Here is a 16,201-nt window from a genome sequence, read left to right on the forward strand (position 1 = left end):
GCGCAGCTCACGGACGCGAAGCGGAAGCGGCCGGGTGCGCCCCGTAGGCGCCCCGGCCGCACTGTCCCTCACATCCCCGGGAACCGACTCTCAGGGATCTTTGCGTCGCCCCTCAGGTGACGTCGTCGTAGCCGTTGACCCGGTCGGTGGTGGCCTGCTCGGGCAGCGCCCGGCTCGCGGAAACGGCCTCGACCTCGCCGATCTCCTCGGGGGTCAGGTCCAGGTCGGAGGCCTCGTCGTCGGCCGGTCCCTCCGCGTCACGACGCGCACGGCGCTTGTCATTGACCAGAGCGATGGCCGTCGCGCCGAAGTACAGGATCCAGATGGGACCCGCGAGCGCCAGCATCGAGATCGGGTCGGTGCTGGGCGTGGCGATCGCCGCGAAGACCGTGATGCCCATGATCATGCCGCGCCACCAGCCGGCCATCTTCTTGCCGGACAGCACGCCGCCGAAGTTCAGCATCACCAGCAGCAGCGGAAGCTCGAAGGAGAGTCCGAAGACGACGATCATCCGCATGATCAGCTGCAGGAGATCGTCGAGGGGCAGCTGGTTGTCACTGCCGATGATCGAGAACTCGAGCATCACCGACGCCATCTTGGGCAGCGACCAGTACGCGAAGTAGGCGCCCATGATGAACAGCGGGAAACCCGCGCCCACGAAGGCGAGGCTGTACTTCTTCTCGTGCCGGTGGAGGCCCGGCGCGACGAATCCCCAGAGCTGGTAGAGCCACACCGGCGCGGCCAGCACCACTCCCGATGACAGGGAGACCGTGAGGGCGAGCGTGAACGGACTCAGCAGACCGTTCTGCACGATGCGCGCGCACTTGTTCTCACTCGTGTCCTTGGCCAGCTCGGCGAAGCTGTAGTCGCACCCCACCGCCTGGAGGATGGGATCCGTGAAGAACTGAATGATGTTCTTGTAGAAGAGGGCCGCCACGATCGTCGTGACGAGGATCGCCAACAGGCTCTTGACCAGCCTGTTACGGAGCTCGCGCAGGTGCTCCGCGAGGGGCATCCGCCCCTCGGGATCCATCTCCTTCTTGCGGGCAGACTTGAGCAACCCACGTCCTCATCTCATGCTCAGGCCGGAGAGGTCCGGCCCTGCGTCAACGCTTCGTGGTGTCCGTCGGCTCGTTGACCGGGCGCGAGCTCGTCACGTCGCCGGGGGCGGCCTGGATGACGCGCTGAGCCGGGGGCTGCTCGTCGTTGTTGTTGTTCGGCGGGTCGGCCGGGGCGGGGGACTTGCCCTCGTCCTTCATCGCCTTGGCCTCGCTCTTCAGGATCCGGGCGGACTTGCCCAGCGAGCGCGCCATGTCCGGAAGCTTCTTCGCGCCGAACAGCAGGATGATGACGACGAGGATGAGAATGATCTCGGGGGCTCCGAGCCTTCCGAACATAAGTCTTTACCTTCTCACCGAGGCGGCTGGGGTGGGATGCTGTCCGACCGGTCGGACATACGTCCGAACGATCGTGTTGTCAGCGATCGTAACGCTCAGGGGTAAACGTCAGGCAATCCCCGTGCGTACTCCCTGTCCGCGGACCGGGCCTCGTTCTCCGAGCCGCGACCAGCAGCGTACCTGTCCGAACCGTCAAGTTGACAGGGCGAAGTGGCCCAAAACGCATGCGACGCAGGACTCACACCCAATACTTTGACGGACTACAGCGAGTCCACAGCCCGCGCCGCGCTCACGGTCGCCCGCTCCAGATCCTCGGCCGCCCTGCTGATACGCCGCGCGGAGTCCGTGACCTGCCTGCCGAGGCGCTGCGCCTCGAGGAAGACCCGCACGGCGAGCACGCCGAGTACGACGAGACCCAGAAAACCCACAGCTACCGCGAACATCGGCCAGAACATGACGCCGAGCCTAGACCGTCCTACAGCGCGGAGTGCAGCCGCAGGGTGCTGACCCCGCCGCCCGTCAGCAGCTCGATGATCCGCTCACCGGCCGGCTTGCGGACGGAGGCGCCGCAGTCGGGGCAGGTGAAGGAGTAGAACGTCGTACGGCTGGTCGCGCCGATGGCGAGGCGCAGGGCGCTCGCGGCGAGCTCGAAGCTGCCCCGGCAGTCCGGGCAGCCCGCTCTGAAGACCACCGGAGTCACGCTTCTCATCCCGGCGAACGCGGACGCCACCGTCATTTCCCGCACCCCGGACGTCGCCGACTCGCTCAAAGCCCCTGCTCCCGCCTGTCGAACCGCATGTCCTACTGCCCGTCGTGAACCCGGTGCGCCTCGTGAGCGCTCTGCACCTCGACCCCGTCGTACGCCGCCAGCGCCTCGCGGGCCGCCTGCCGGGCGCTGTCGGCCAGCTCGGGCGGCGAGACGATACGGCCGTCACGCCCCAGCCGTAGCGCCAGGCGCCGCAGCGACGCCGGGTCGGGGGTACGCAGGGTGATACGCAGACCGCCGTCCGCAAGCTCATCCGCGCTGTCGTGCGGGTAGTACTCGGCGACCCAGCGCCCGCCCGGACCGACCTCGACGACGACCTCCGGATCCTCCGCGGCGGGCTGCACCAGCCCCTCCGACAGGTCACGCAGCTCGATCTCCGGCGGCGCCGACGACTCGTTGAGGATCTTGATCTCGGCGACCCGGTCGAGCCGGAAGGTACGCCGCGCCTCGGAGCGCCGGCACCAGGCCTCGACGTAGGTGTGACCGACGCTGACCAGGCGGATCGGGTCGATCTCGCGCTCGGTGACCTCGTCACGGGCCGGCGAGTAGTAGCGGATCCACAGTCGGCGCCGCTCGGAGATCGCACGGTCGACGTCGGCGAAGACACCGCCCTCGGACTCGAAGGTCACCGACAGCCGGGAGCTGGCGCCGGCCGCCTCCCCGGACGCGGCCTCCACCTTGGCGGTCGCCCGCAGCAGCGCCTGCCGGTCGCTCTCGCGCAGCCCCGGCAGCGTGGACACGGCCCGGGCGGCCACCAGCAGCGCGGTCGCCTCGTCGGCGGCGATTCGCAGCGGCTCGGCGACGTCATCGGGGTTGTGCCACCAGATGCGCTCGCCGTCGGTGTCGATGTCGAGCAGGTCACCGCCGCGGAAGCTGGTGCCGCACATGGGCAGCACATCGAGGTCGGAGACCAGCTCGTCCTCGGAGATGCCGAAGGCGCGCGCGACGTCCTCGACACGGGCGCCGGGGCGCTCCCTCAGATACGTCACCAGGGAGAGCATCCGCCGGGTCTGGTCGATGGCGTTGACGGGCCGTACCGGTTTGCCTGCCACTGTCTCGCTCCGCTCCCCCTCAGCCCTTGGCCACGGCACGCAGCCGGTCCACCACGTCGGCCCGCAGCTCGGCCGGCTCCAGGACCACCACGTCCGGCCCGAACTCCACCAGCCAGGCATCCAGCCCGTGGCCGTACGGAATCTCCAACTCGTCCCAGCCGTCCCCGAGTTCCCGCACCGAGGTGGCCTTCGCCCGAAGGGGGTACCCGGCGCCCGTACGCAGCCGGATCAACGCGGAGCGGTCGGCGGTCTCCCCCGCCCAGCTCGCCACGGTCTCCCGCACGGTGACGACATCCGGGACCTCGGCCGTGAAACGGCCGGCGCGGCTGCGCACCTTGCCGGTGATCCGGGACAGCCGGAAGACGCGCTCGGCACCGCGGTCACGGTCCCAGCCCGCGAGATACCAGTGACCGCGCCAGCACTCCAGCGCCCACGGCTCGACATGCCGGGGCTCGGGGCGGGCGGCGGTGGCCTTGCGGTACTCGAAGACGACCGGGCGGCGATCACGGCACGCCAGCATCAGCGGCTCGAAGGCCGCCTCATGCACCGGAATACGGGGCTCCAGAGCGCCGTGCGCCTCGTACGGGTCGACGTCCTCCGGCATCCCGGCCGCGCGCAGCTTCTGCAGGGCGCCGCTGGCCGCGCCCGCGAGCCGGGCCTGCTGCCACACCTTGGCCGCCAGACCCAGGGCGGCGGCCTCCTCGGCGTCCAGGGTGATCGGCGGCAGACGGTTGCTGTCGCGGCGGGCCAGATAGCCGACCTCGCCGTCGAGGTTCTCCACGGTCTCGATGACCAGCCCGAGTTCGCGCAGATCGTCCTTGTCGCGCTCGAACATCCGGTTGAAGGAGTCGTCGGAGCCGGCTTCCAGATAGGCCTCGATGGACTCGCGCAGCTCGCGCTTGCTCAGCGGCCGCCGCGTCCCGAGCAGACACAGCGCCAGGTTCATGAGCCGCTCGGCCTTGGCAATGGCCATCGACGCCCTTCGCCTTCCCTATGGTGCTTACGGACGATGACCGTACCGCCCCGCAGTGGCGTGGCAAAAGCCGAGGGCCCATGCCCGGACAGGCATGGGCCCCAGGTAGTCGGGTCCGGTCGTACGCCGATCAGTCGTACGCCGTCACACGCGACGATCAGACACCGAGCAGGTCGACCACGAAGATCAGGGTCTCGCCGGGCTTGATCGCCGGGGTGGGGCTCTGGTTGCCGTAGGCGAGGTGGGCCGGAATGGTCAGCTGGCGGCGGCCGCCGACCTTCATGCCCTGCACGCCCTGGTCCCAGCCCTTGATGACGCGGCCGCCACCCAGCGGGAAGCGGAACGGCGTGCCACGGTTCCAGCTGGCGTCGAACTCCTCACCCGTGCTGAAAGCGACACCCACGTAGTGGACGGTGACGGTCTGGCCCGCCTGCGCAACCGCGCCGTCGCCCTCCCAGATGTCCTTGATCTCGAGGTCCGCCGGGGGCTCGCCGCCCGGGAAGTCGATCTCGGGCTTGTCGATGCTCACGTCTTACGCTCCATGCTTGTTGTGGAAAGGCAACGGCCCCAGTCTTTCATCACCTTCGGGGGCCTCACATCTTCGCCAGGATGTCCACCGTGAACACCAGCGTGGCTCCCTTGGCGATACCGCTGCCCTGCGGCGGGTTGTCGCCGTAGCCCAGGTCCGGCGGGATGACGATCAGCACCCGGCTGCCCACCTTCTTGCCGGTCAGCCCCTGCGACCAGCCCTTGACGACCTGCTGCAGCGAGAACGACACGAGCTGCTTGTTGGCGTACGTCGAGTCGAACTCCTTGCCGGTGGCCCACTGCACGCCCTTGTACTGCACCAGCACCGTGTTGTCCGCGCCGACCTCGTCGCCGTCGCCCTCGATCACGTAGTTGGCGACGAGCTTCTTCGGCGGGTCCGTCTTGGGGATCTCCAGGGACGGCGCCTTGCCGTCGGTGTTGGTGCCGGCCTTGGGCAGGTCGACGTTGTCCTGGGCGACCTCGCTGCCCTTGGCGGAGCTCTTGGTGTTGAACGTGTCCTGGATGTCGAGGACGAACACCAGCGTGTCGGTGCCCTTGACCCCGGCCTGCTCGTTGCCCTCCTTGCCATAGCCCCACGTCGGAGGAACGGCCAGCTGAACACGGCTGCCGACCTTCTTACCGGTCAGCCCGTACCGCCAGCCTTCGTAGATCTGGCCCTTGGCGAGCGGGACGAGCGCCGCCGTCTTGGCGTCGTAGGAGTTGGCGAAGACCTTCCCGGTGTTCCAGATCTGACCGAGGTAATGGGCCTGGAGGTAGTCGTTCTCGGCCACCACCTTGCCGCCGCCCGCGATGACCGTCTTCACCGCCAGATCCTTCGACGGCTCCCCGCTGCCCTTGGCGACCGTCGGCTTCTCACCGAACTTCGTGCCCGCGGTGATCGCGGGCAGCGGACCCTCCACGATCTTCGGCGACGGAGCGGCCGACGCCTCGGGAGTCGAGGGCGACGCACTGGCGTTCCCCTCGGCCGAGTCGGCCCCGTCGTCGTCGCCGCATCCGGCGAGCGTGACCAGTCCTGCGGGTACGGCGATGAGAAGTGAGCGTCGGCGCACGGTGGGGGCCTCGTAATCGTCGATCTTGTGGATGGCGTGCGCGCAACTCTACGGCGTGAGAAGGGCGCCGTACGGTAAACGTACGGCGCCCGTGTTGCGTTCCGAATTTGCCCCGGAACCCGATGCTCACACACCGGCTCACATACCGGCGATCAGTTTCTCCACCCGGTCGTCCACCGAACGGAACGGGTCCTTGCACAAGACCGTGCGCTGCGCCTGGTCGTTGAGCTTGAGATGGACCCAGTCCACGGTGAAGTCCCGACGCTGCTCCTGAGCCCTGCGGATGAAGTCACCGCGCAGCCGGGCCCGAGTGGTCTGCGGCGGAACCGACTTGCCCTCGAAGATCTTCAAGTCGTTGCAGATACGCGCGGCTTGACCCTTCTTCTCCAGCAGGTAGTACAGGCCACGACGGCGATGGATGTCGTGATAGGCGAGGTCTATCTGCGCGACCCGCGGATGCGACATGGTCATGTTGTGCTTGGCCCGGTACCGCTCGATGAGCTGGTACTTCATCACCCAGTCGATCTCGGTGCCGATCCGGTCGAGGTCCTCGGCCTCGATCGCGTCCAGCGTGCGGCCCCACAGCTCCAGGACCTGCTCCACGGTGCCGGTGCGGATGCCCCGGCGCTCGCAGAAGTCCACGGCCTTCTCGTAGTACTCGCGCTGCACCTCCAGCGCAGAGGCCTCCCGGCCGCTGGCCAGACGGACCTTGCGGCGGCCCGTGATGTCATGGCTGACCTCGCGAATCGCCCGGATCGGGTTCTCCAGGGTCAGGTCGCGCATCACCGTGCCCGCCTCGATCATGCGCAGCACCAGGTCGGTCGCGCCGACCTTGAGCAGCATGGTCGTCTCGGACATGTTCGAGTCGCCCACGATGACATGCAGGCGCCGGTAGCGCTCGGCATCCGCGTGCGGCTCATCACGCGTGTTGATGATCGGCCGGGAACGGGTCGTCGCCGAGGAGACGCCCTCCCAGATGTGCTCCGCCCGCTGACTGACGCAGTACACCGCGCCACGCGGAGTCTGCAGCACCTTGCCCGCACCGCACAGCAACTGGCGCGTGACAAGGAACGGGATGAGGATGTCCGCGAGCCGGGAGAACTCCCCGTGCCGGGCCACCAGATAGTTCTCGTGGCAGCCGTAGGAGTTGCCCGCCGAGTCGGTGTTGTTCTTGAAGAGGTAGACGTCGCCCGCGATTCCTTCCTCGTGCAGGCGTCGTTCGGCGTCCACCAGGAGTCCTTCGAGAATGCGCTCGCCTGCTTTGTCGTGGGTGACCAGTTCGGTCACGTTGTCACATTCGGGTGTCGCGTATTCCGGATGTGAACCCACGTCGAGATACAGGCGGGCACCGTTTCGCAGAAAGACATTGCTGCTGCGGCCCCATGACACGACACGGCGGAAGAGGTACCGCGCCACCTCGTCAGGCGACAGGCGGCGCTGTCCCCTGAACGTGCACGTGACGCCGTACTCGTTCTCCAGCCCGAAAATGCGGCGGTCCATGACTGAACATTACGCCCGATCCCCCGAGCTGAAACGGGGTTCGACAGCACGGTTTGGATCATTTTCCGATGAAGCCGCAACCACCGCACCCCTCACAGGAGCTGCGAGGACCCGCCCCGTGGCCAGCAGGACCAGCAACGACACGGCCCCAGCGGCACCCGGCACGGCAAACCCCCACAGCGCCCCGCCCGCCTCGACGACCGGCCCCGCCACACCCGTTCCGACCGACGCACCCACCGTGAACGTCGTCACCAGCCAGGAGAACGCCTCGGTGACCGTACCCCGCGGCGCATGCCGGTCGACCAGCACGAACGCACAGGCGATGCACGGCGCGAGAAACACCCCCGCCAGCACGGCCAGCAGAGTCATCGCGACCGCACCCGGCATCAGCATCAGCGGCAGGTAACACACCGCCAGAAGCGCCACCAGCAGCCGCAGTCGCCGCGCCGGCTCACCGCCCCACTGCCGCGCCCCGTACACCAGGCCACCGATCAGCGCACCCAGCCCGACACCCGCCATCAGCCAGCCGTACACCGCGTCACCACCATGGTCGTCCGCATACGAGACGGCCGCGACCGCGATGGAACCGAGCGCCATCCCGATGAACAGGAACGCGGCAAGCAACGCGAGCAGCCCCCGGGAACGCAACGCCCCCAGCCAGTGCGCCTCACGCGGCTCCGAACGCCACGCGCGCGAAGGCGGCGACACGACCACCGAGAGAGCACCCAGCACCCCGACCATGTTCAGCAGCAGCATCGCCGCCTGCGCCGACCACACCGACGCCCCCAACGTCAGCAGCAACGGTCCGACGGTGAACATGACTTCCTGCGCCACCGCGTCCATGGCATACGCCGCATGCACCTGATCCTCCCGGTGGAGGACCGACGACCACAGCGCCCGCAGACCACCCTCCAGAGGCGGCGTGAACAGCCCGGCGGCCGCCACCGCGGCGTACGCGAGCGGCAGCGGCCCGATCCCCACGAAGGCGAACCCGGCCATCGCCAGGGCCGAGGCGACCGCCGCGGGCAGCTGCACCCGCGGCTGGCCGTACAGGTCCACCAGCCGGCCCAGCACCGGCTGCCCCACGGCGTTCGCGACCCCGTACACGGCCGCCAGACCGCCGGCCAGGCTGTACGAGCCGCCTTCCTCCCGCACGAACAACACGATCGCGATCGCGGCGACGGCGTTCGGCAGCCGCCCCGTGAGCGTGCCGACCAGCAACCGGGCGGCATGCCTCGCCCTGAGGATCTCCACATATGCGCCGGTCATCAGCCGCGCCGCCCTCCACTGGCTCAAGTTTTACGTATAACGTCTGCCGTCATACGTACCATGAGCGCTGTTCACGAGTCCAGAAGGCAAACAGCGAGCCTCAGGGCCGAACCGCCCACAGGCGAACGCCCACGAGAAGGGAAGCAGGCGAACGGTGGCACACGGCAGCACCCGCCCCACCAGCCGAGACGTCGCCCAGGCCGCAGGAGTCTCCCAAGCCGCGGTCTCCCTCGTACTCGGCGACAAATGGCGCGGCCGCGTCTCCGAGACCACAGCCGAACGCGTCCGCACAGCCGCCCGCGACCTCGGCTACCGACCCAACCTCGCCGCCCGCAACCTCCGCCTCGGCCACACCCGAACCGTCCTCCTCGTCGTCCCCGCCCTCACGACCGAGTTCTTCGCCGGCGTCTACACCGGCGCCGCCCGCATCGCCGCCCAGAACGGCTTCGGCGTCGTCCTCTACCCCTCCCCCGAAGGCATCGGCCCCGCCCGCGACCCCTTCGCCTCCGCCCAAGCCGCCCTCGACGGCGTCATCGCCTCCTCCATGGCCGCCGACGCCCTCACCGCCATCCGCGGCGACCAGCTCCCCCTCGTCATGCTGGACAGCGACCCCACAGGCAGCCTCGGCGCCGCCACCGTCAACCTCGACATCACCGACGGCATCCGCCAAGTCTGCACCTCGCCGCCGACGTGCCCTCCTGGACCTTCGACGTCCGCGCGCGCGAACTCGCCGCACGCATCGGCGAAGTCCCCGGCACCTCACTGCTCACGATCCGCGCCCCCATCTCCATCGAAGGCGCCCGCACCGCAGCCGAAACCGCACTCTCCGCCAAGGGCCCCCGCCCCACCGCGATCGTCTGCGACGACGACAAACTCGCCGCCGGCGCCTACAAGGCCGCACGCCGCCTCGGCCTGCGCATCCCCGACGACATCTCCGTCACCGGCCTCGACGACCTCGCCCTCGCCACCGCCATCGACCCGGAACTCACCACCGTACGACTCGACGCCGAACTGTTCGGAGAACGCGGCATGCAAGCCCTCCTGGCCGTCCTCGAAGGCCGCGAGCCCGACGCCGGCGACATCCCGGTCCAGCTCGTCGTACGGGGCTCCACAGCGCCACCCAGCACGCCCTGAACGCCGCCCTCAACGCCCTGCGCCCCGGCCGAGCAGGCGGCCGGGGCACAGTACGGACGAAACGAAGGCGACGAGGGAGGTCGACGAGCGAGGTCGGCGCTACTCCTCGGAACCGCCGGAGTCCTCGGAGTCCTCCGCACCATCGGCGCTCTCGGCCTCGGTGGACGCTCCACCCACCTCCAGCAGCCGCGCCAGCTGACGACCGACAATGCGCTTGAACTTCCGCGACTGCGGACGCGTACGGTCCAGCACCGCGACTTCCAGACGCTCCGCCGGAATCTCCCGCTGCGTGCCATTCGACTCACGCGACAGCGCCTGGACCGCCAGCTTCAGAGCCTCGGCAAGGCTCATACCGTCCTGATGACGCTGATCCAGATAATTACTGATCAACTCGGCATTACCGCCGACCGCGACCGAGCCGTGCTCGTCCACGATCGAGCCGTCATGCGGCAACCGATAGATCTGGTCACCCTCCGGCGTCTCACCCACCTCGGCGACGACCAACTCCACCTCATACGGCTTCTCCGCCGCGGAAGAGAAGATCGTGCCCAGCGTCTGGGCGTACACATTGGCGAGACCACGAGCGGTCACGTCATCACGGTCATAGGTGTAACCACGAAGATCGGCATACCGCACACCACCGATCCGCAGATTCTCGTACTCGTTGTACTTACCGGCCGCCGCGAAGCCGATCCGGTCATAGATCTCGCTGAACTTGTGCAGCGCGCGGGACGGGTTCTCGCCAACGAAGACAATGCCATCGGCATACTGCAGCACGACCAGGCTGCGACCACGGGCGATGCCCTTACGGGCGTACTCCGCCCGATCGGCCATGGCCTGCTGGGGTGAGACATAGAACGGCGTCGACACCGGTTATCCGTCCCTTTCTGTCGAAGTCACAGGATCACCTTGATAAGACCGACCGCCGCCTACAGCAGCGCGGCCCGCGGGCCGTCGGGCTGCTCCAGACGCCGCTCCAGAATGGAACGGGCGATCTCGGACGACTCCTCATCGCCGAGCCGGCGGAAACCGTCCTCGGTGATCACGGTGACGATCGGGTAGATCCGGCGGGCGACATCGGGACCACCGGTCGCCGAGTCGTCGTCAGCTGCGTCATACAGGGCCTGCACCACGAGCGTCGTGGCCTCGGCCTCGCTCAAATCAGCACGGTAGAGCTTCTTCATGGCACCACGGGCGAAGATCGACCCCGAACCGGTCGCGGCGTAACCCTGCTCCTCGGAACGACCACCGGTCACGTCGTACGAGAAGATCCGCCCCTTCCCCCGGTCGACGTCGTACCCCGCGAAGAGCGGCACGACCGCCAGCCCCTGCATCGCCATCCCCAGGTTCGACCGGATCATCGTCGACAACCGGTTCGCCTTACCCTCCAGCGACAGCTGCGCACCCTCGACCTTCTCGAAGTGCTCCAGCTCCAACTGGAAGAGCTTGACCATCTCGACAGCCAGACCGGCCGTACCGGCGATACCGACGGCCGAGTACTCGTCCGCCGGGAAGACCTTCTCGATGTCACGCTGGGCGATGACGTTGCCCATGGTGGCGCGACGGTCACCGGCCAGCACGACACCGCCGGGGAACGTCACGCCAACGATGGTCGTCCCGTGCGGCGCCTCGATCACGCCCTGCGTGGGCGGGAGTTGACGGTTGCCGGGCAGCATCTCCGGCTGGTGCTCCGAGAGAAAGTCCATGAACGAGGACGACCCAGGCGTCAGGAAGGCAGCTGGTAGACGCCCGGTGCTACGAGTGTTGGCTTCCACGCGATTCCTTCCACGTAAGCAGCAGCCCGCCTTATGACGTCGGGCCGATCCTTGAACTGCCCCAGTGCGGCGTTGCAGCTGAAGCACAGTACGCCACGGACCCTACCCGTCTCGTGGCAGTGATCCACATGCTCGGGCAGAGCCGCCAAACATATGCAGCAGACGCCCCCTTGAGAGGCCACCAAGTCATCGCGCTCGGCTTCGGTGATGCCGTACTGCCGCTTCAGGCGGTCCTGCCGACCTTGGATGGCGCGACACGCCTTGCAGCGCGTCGACAAGCCGTCCGACGCAGAGGAGTTGCGATGCCACTCGCTGTGCGGCTTCACCTCTCCGCATGCCCGGCAGAGCTTGTGCCCCGCCGGGACGTCTACCTTCTCCCGCACCGACTTCCCCAGGCCCTCCTGGCGCTGCCGGTAGCGCGCGGCGCTGTATTCCGCCACGCACTCCCGGCAACGCACCTGGAGGCCATCACGCCGATTCCTGTCCCGCGCGAAGGCAGCGAGAGGCAGGTACCGCTTGCAGCCCGTGCATTCCTTGGCGTTCGGCTCCGCAGCCACTCGAATCCCCCGCAACCTTCACTTCGAAGGCAAAGTGGCCAACTTGCCTTTACTCGCCACCTTTTTGCACGAAGCTTCGCACGAAATCCTCGGCGTTCTCCTCAAGTACGTCGTCAATCTCGTCCAGAACCGAGTCGACGTCATCGCTCAGCTTCTCCTGCCGCTCCTTGAGATCCTCGGAAGCCTGCGTCTCCGCCGCCTGCTCCTCGACCTCCTCAGTGGAACGCGTGGCCTTCTGCTGTCCGCCGCCGGTGTCCTTGGTTGCCATATCCCTCACCCCGCTCAGTTCGCCCGACATGGTCGACAGGTCGGCTTTCCTGCCGATCGGTGATGATCAGACCCTACAAGCCGGGTCTGACATCGGCCCCGCAGTTTCTCCAACGTACGGGGGCCATCTCGATGATTCCCGGACGCCGGGTTTTCCACCCTGCCCAGCCGACGTCCGGTCGACACCGCCCGAGTACCCTCAGTTGCCTGACAGGACCCTGACCAGGTCTTCCGCGGTGCGGCAGCGGTCCAGGAGCTCCTTGACGTGATTTCGCGTTCCGCGAAGCGGTTCGAGGGTTGGAACGCGCTGGAGGGAGTCCCGGCCGGGCAGGTCGAAGATCACCGAGTCCCAGGAGGCCGCGGCGACGTCGTCGGCGTACTGCTCCAGGCAGCGTCCGCGGAAGTACGCGCGTGTGTCCTCCGGCGGCTTGGCCTTGGCCCTCTCGACGTCCGTCTCGTCCAGGAGGCGCTTCATGCGTCCCCGGGCCGCGAGGCGGTTGTAGAGGCCCTTCTCGGGGCGTACGTCGGCGTACTGGAGGTCCAGGAGGTGGAGCTTCGCGGCGTCCCAGTCGAGGTCGTCGCGGCGGCGGTAGCCCTCCATGAGCTCTCGTTTGGCGACCCAGTCCAGTTCGCCGGCCAGACTCATCGGGTCCCGTTCCAGGCGGTTCAGGGTGTCTTCCCAGCGGGACAGGACGTCCTTGGTCTGTTCGTCCGCGTCCGCGCCGAAGCGCTCCTCCACGTACTTTCGCGAGAGCTCGTAGTACTCCATCTGGAGCTGGACCGCCGTCAGGGTGCGCCCACTACGCAGTGTGATCAGGCGCGTGAGGGACGGGTCGTGCGAGACCTGGTGGAGGGTGCGTACGGGCTGGTCGACGGCCAGGTCGACGGCGATGAAGCTGTCCTCGATCATCGACAGGACGAGGGCGGTGGTGCCCAGCTTCAGGTACGTCGAGATCTCGGAGAGGTTGGCGTCGCCGATGATCACGTGCAGGCGGCGGTATTTCTCGGCGTCGGCGTGTGGCTCGTCCCGGGTGTTGATGATGGGGCGCTTGAGGGTCGTCTCAAGGCCCACCTCGACCTCGAAGTAGTCCGCGCGCTGGCTGAGCTGGAAGCCGTGTTCGTGGCCGTCCTGGCCGATGCCGACGCGGCCTGCTCCGGTGACGACCTGGCGGGAGACGAAGAAGGGCGTGAGGTGGCGCACGATGTCGGAGAAGGGGGTTTCCCGCTTCATCAGGTAGTTCTCGTGCGTGCCGTAGGAGGCGCCCTTGTTGTCGGTGTTGTTCTTGTAGAGGTGGATGGGCTGGGCGCCGGGGAGCTGGGCGGCGCGTTCGGCGGCTTCGGCCATGATGCGTTCGCCGGCCTTGTCCCAGAGGACGGCGTCGCGTGGGTTGGTGACCTCGGGTGCGCTGTATTCGGGGTGGGCGTGGTCGACGTAGAGTCGCGCGCCGTTGGTGAGGATGACGTTGGCGAGGCCGATGTCCTCGTCGGTGAGCTGGCTGGAGTCGGCGGCCTCGCGGGCGAGGTCGAAGCCTCGCGCGTCGCGCAGCGGGTTCTCCTCCTCGAAGTCCCAGCGGGCCCGGCGGGCCCGGTGCATCGCCGCCGCGTAGGCGTTGACGATCTGGGATGAGGTGAGCATGGCATTGGCGTTGGGGTGGCCGGGGACGGAGATCCCGTACTCCGTCTCGATGCCCATTACTCGCCGTACGGTCATGCGGCCCTCCTTGCCCGGCGGCGCCCTCGGTCGTGGGCGTCGCGCAGATACCGCTGGCGCTCGGTTGCGTGTGCGGTGCCCGTCCCCGCACTGCGCGACTCGGCGGTATGGAAGAGCCTAGAGCGCCTCTGCGCTGGTGGGGAGATCATTTGCGTCATTGCCTTGCACGCCTCGTGTTCCGGTCGTGGCCTGGAAAGCAGTGGGCTGCGGGTACCCGGTGAGGGCACCCGCAGCCGCCCTGCCTTTTACAGGTACTGACCGGTGTTTGCCACCGTGTCGATGGAGCGTCCGGTGTCTGCGCCCTGCTTTCCGGTGATGAGGGTGCGGATGTAGACGATCCGTTCGCCCTTCTTTCCGGAGATGCGGGCCCAGTCGTCCGGGTTGGTGGTGTTGGGCAGGTCCTCGTTCTCCTTGAACTCGTCCACGCATGCCTGGAGGAGGTGGGCGACGCGGAGGCCCTTTTGGTTGTGTTCGAGGAAGTCCTTGATCGCCATTTTCTTGGCGCGGCCCACGATGTTTTCGATCATGGCGCCGGAGTTGAAGTCCTTGAAGTAGAGGACTTCCTTGTCGCCGTTGGCGTAGGTGACTTCCAGGAAGCGGTTTTCCTCGGATTCTGCGTACATTTGCTCGACGGCGGTCTGGATCATGCTCTGGACCGTGGTCGACTTGTCACCGCTGTGCTCGCCGACGTCCTCGGGGTGGAGCGGGAGGCGCTCGGTGAGGTACTTGCCGAAGATGTCCTTGGCGGCTTCGGCGTCGGGCCGCTCGATCTTGATTTTCACGTCGAGGCGGCCGGGGCGCAGGATGGCGGGGTCGATCATGTCCTCGCGGTTGGAGGCGCCGATGACGACCACGTTCTGCAGGCCTTCCACACCGTCGATCTCGGCGAGCAGCTGGGGGACGATGGTGTTTTCCACGTCTGAGCTGACGCCGGATCCACGGGTGCGGAAGAGGGATTCCATCTCGTCGAAGAAGACGATGACGGGAGTGCCCTCGCTGGCCTTCTCGCGGGCTCGCTGGAAGACGAGGCGGATCTGTCGTTCGGTTTCGCCGACGTATTTGTTGAGGAGCTCGGGTCCCTTGATGTTGAGGAAGAAGCTCTTGCCTTGGGCTTGGCCGGTGACTTCGGCGACCTTCTTGGCCAGCGAGTTGGCGACGGCCTTGGCAATGAGTGTCTTGCCGCATCCGGGGGGTCCGTACAGGAGGACGCCCTTGGGTGGGCGTAGTTCGTGCTCCTTGAACAGGTCGGGGTAGAGGTACGGGAGCTCGACTGCGTCGCGGATCATTTCGATCTGGTTGCCCAGGCCGCCGATCTGCTCGTAGCCGATGTCGGGTACTTCTTCGAGGACGAGTTCCTCGACCTCGCTCTTCGGCACGACCTCGTAGACGTAGCCGGAGCGGGGTTCGAGCAGGAGGGCGTCGCCGGGACGGATGGTGACGTCCAGCAGCGGCTCGGCGAGCCGTACCACCCGTTCCTCGTCGGTGTGCCCGACCACGAGGGCGCGTTCGCCGTCCTCGAGGATCTCCTTGAGGGTGACGATGTCGCCGACGCTCTCGTACTCCATGGCTTCGACCACGTTGAGTGCTTCGTTGAGCATCAGCTCCTGGCCGCGCCTGAGGTCGTCGAGTTCGACGCTCGGGCTGACGTTCACGCGGAGTTTGCGGCCTCCGGTGAAGATGTCGGCGGTGCCGTCGTCGTTGGCTTGCAGGAAGACACCGAAGCCGGCCGGTGGCTGTGCGAGCCGGTCGACTTCTTCCTTGAGGGCCACGATCTGGTCGCGGGCCTCACGGAGCGTGTTGGCAAGTCGCTCGTTCTGTGCGGAGACGCCGGCCAGGTTGGTCTGCAGCTCGACGATCCGCTCTTCGAGAATCCTCGTGTGTCGCGGAGAGTCGGCGAGCTTGCGTCGCAGGACGGCGATCTCCTGCTCAAGGTAGGCAATCTGCCCGGCCGGGTCGTCGGACCCGCGTCCCGGGCGGATGCCGCGGTTCATGTCGTCGTCGTGGGCTGCCACGGTCCTCACCTCCTCCAAGGGGAGCTGGACGCTTCCAGACCCTACCTGGGTGGGTGTCGATTGAAACCCCTAGATCACAAAGACTGTCGAGGTGTGTCCGATCTTCACCCTTGCGCTCTCCCTCACGCCAGGGGAATACCCACCGAACATGATTGGAAAGCCGCCGGAGGTAGGGTCGAAGCGTTCAACA

General features: G+C 67.4%; 16 protein-coding genes and 1 pseudogene. 1 reads left to right on the plus strand and 16 read right to left on the minus strand.

Going from position 1 to position 16,201, the window contains the following annotated elements; translation table 11 throughout:
• Window positions 1-112: 112 nt before the first annotated feature.
• From tatC to ACTMVF_RS08900, 10 genes are all read right to left on the minus strand, one after another.
• A complete protein-coding gene (gene tatC, locus ACTMVF_RS08855; RefSeq protein ID WP_441270383.1) occupies window positions 113-1,060 on the minus strand; it encodes a twin-arginine translocase subunit TatC in 948 nt (315 codons plus the stop codon).
• A 46-nt stretch (window positions 1,061-1,106) separates the two neighbouring features.
• Window positions 1,107-1,397 carry a Sec-independent protein translocase subunit TatA gene (gene tatA / locus ACTMVF_RS08860; protein WP_441270384.1) on the minus strand — a complete coding sequence of 97 codons (291 nt, stop codon included), beginning with the start codon at window positions 1,395-1,397 and terminating at the stop codon, window positions 1,107-1,109.
• A gap of 260 nt (window positions 1,398-1,657) precedes the next feature.
• Window positions 1,658-1,852: a hypothetical protein gene (locus ACTMVF_RS08865; protein WP_441270385.1), complete on the minus strand. Its 195-nt coding sequence runs from the start codon at window positions 1,850-1,852 to the stop codon at window positions 1,658-1,660.
• Between the two features lie 20 nt (window positions 1,853-1,872).
• Entirely contained in the window at window positions 1,873-2,166 is a 294-nt protein-coding gene (locus ACTMVF_RS08870; RefSeq protein WP_441270386.1) for a hypothetical protein, read from the minus strand.
• 32 nt (window positions 2,167-2,198) lie between these two features.
• Window positions 2,199-3,215 (minus strand): helix-turn-helix transcriptional regulator, encoded by a 1,017-nt coding sequence (locus tag ACTMVF_RS08875; protein ID WP_441270387.1) that lies wholly within the window; start codon window positions 3,213-3,215, stop codon window positions 2,199-2,201.
• Between the two features lie 19 nt (window positions 3,216-3,234).
• Window positions 3,235-4,188 carry a helix-turn-helix transcriptional regulator gene (locus ACTMVF_RS08880; protein WP_302001938.1) on the minus strand — a complete coding sequence of 318 codons (954 nt, stop codon included), beginning with the start codon at window positions 4,186-4,188 and terminating at the stop codon, window positions 3,235-3,237.
• 157 nt (window positions 4,189-4,345) lie between these two features.
• Window positions 4,346-4,717: an FKBP-type peptidyl-prolyl cis-trans isomerase gene (locus tag ACTMVF_RS08885; RefSeq protein WP_030053355.1), complete on the minus strand. Its 372-nt coding sequence runs from the start codon at window positions 4,715-4,717 to the stop codon at window positions 4,346-4,348.
• Between the two features lie 64 nt (window positions 4,718-4,781).
• Window positions 4,782-5,786 carry an FKBP-type peptidyl-prolyl cis-trans isomerase gene (locus tag ACTMVF_RS08890; RefSeq protein ID WP_441270388.1) on the minus strand — a complete coding sequence of 335 codons (1,005 nt, stop codon included), beginning with the start codon at window positions 5,784-5,786 and terminating at the stop codon, window positions 4,782-4,784.
• A 138-nt stretch (window positions 5,787-5,924) separates the two neighbouring features.
• A complete protein-coding gene (gene pafA, locus ACTMVF_RS08895; protein WP_067429457.1) occupies window positions 5,925-7,286 on the minus strand; it encodes a Pup--protein ligase in 1,362 nt (453 codons plus the stop codon).
• 9 nt (window positions 7,287-7,295) lie between these two features.
• The gene (locus tag ACTMVF_RS08900) at window positions 7,296-8,555 is read right to left on the minus strand and encodes an MFS transporter (protein ID WP_441270389.1); all 1,260 of its coding nucleotides are present in this window, start codon (window positions 8,553-8,555) and stop codon (window positions 7,296-7,298) included.
• 154 nt (window positions 8,556-8,709) lie between these two features.
• Between ACTMVF_RS08900 and ACTMVF_RS08905 the strand changes: the two are divergent.
• A pseudogene (locus ACTMVF_RS08905) lies at window positions 8,710-9,689 on the plus strand (LacI family DNA-binding transcriptional regulator).
• 99 nt (window positions 9,690-9,788) lie between these two features.
• On the opposite strand, the gene prcA reads toward ACTMVF_RS08905, so the two are convergent.
• From prcA to arc, 6 genes are all read right to left on the minus strand, one after another.
• Complete coding sequence (gene prcA / locus ACTMVF_RS08910) at window positions 9,789-10,559, minus strand: proteasome subunit alpha (protein ID WP_441270390.1); 771 nt, start codon at window positions 10,557-10,559, stop codon at window positions 9,789-9,791.
• Between the two features lie 59 nt (window positions 10,560-10,618).
• Window positions 10,619-11,464: a proteasome subunit beta gene (gene prcB / locus ACTMVF_RS08915; RefSeq protein WP_441270391.1), complete on the minus strand. Its 846-nt coding sequence runs from the start codon at window positions 11,462-11,464 to the stop codon at window positions 10,619-10,621.
• Window positions 11,416-12,021, minus strand: a complete 606-nt coding sequence (locus ACTMVF_RS08920) for an endonuclease VII domain-containing protein (RefSeq protein ID WP_441270392.1) — start codon at window positions 12,019-12,021, stop codon at window positions 11,416-11,418. Before ACTMVF_RS08920 ends, prcB begins: the two co-directional genes overlap by 49 nt.
• 49 nt (window positions 12,022-12,070) lie before the next feature.
• Window positions 12,071-12,289 carry a ubiquitin-like protein Pup gene (locus tag ACTMVF_RS08925; protein WP_030955201.1) on the minus strand — a complete coding sequence of 73 codons (219 nt, stop codon included), beginning with the start codon at window positions 12,287-12,289 and terminating at the stop codon, window positions 12,071-12,073.
• A gap of 198 nt (window positions 12,290-12,487) precedes the next feature.
• The gene (gene dop, locus ACTMVF_RS08930; RefSeq protein WP_441270393.1) at window positions 12,488-13,999 is read right to left on the minus strand and encodes a depupylase/deamidase Dop; all 1,512 of its coding nucleotides are present in this window, start codon (window positions 13,997-13,999) and stop codon (window positions 12,488-12,490) included.
• Window positions 14,000-14,244: 245 nt separating this feature from the next.
• Window positions 14,245-16,011 carry a proteasome ATPase gene (gene arc, locus ACTMVF_RS08935; RefSeq protein WP_302001932.1) on the minus strand — a complete coding sequence of 589 codons (1,767 nt, stop codon included), beginning with the start codon at window positions 16,009-16,011 and terminating at the stop codon, window positions 14,245-14,247.
• Between the last annotated feature and the right edge of the window lie 190 nt (window positions 16,012-16,201).

The sequence above is a fragment of the Streptomyces sp. SD31 genome (genome assembly GCF_052068475.1).
Classification (GTDB): Bacteria; Actinomycetota; Actinomycetes; order Streptomycetales; family Streptomycetaceae; genus Streptomyces.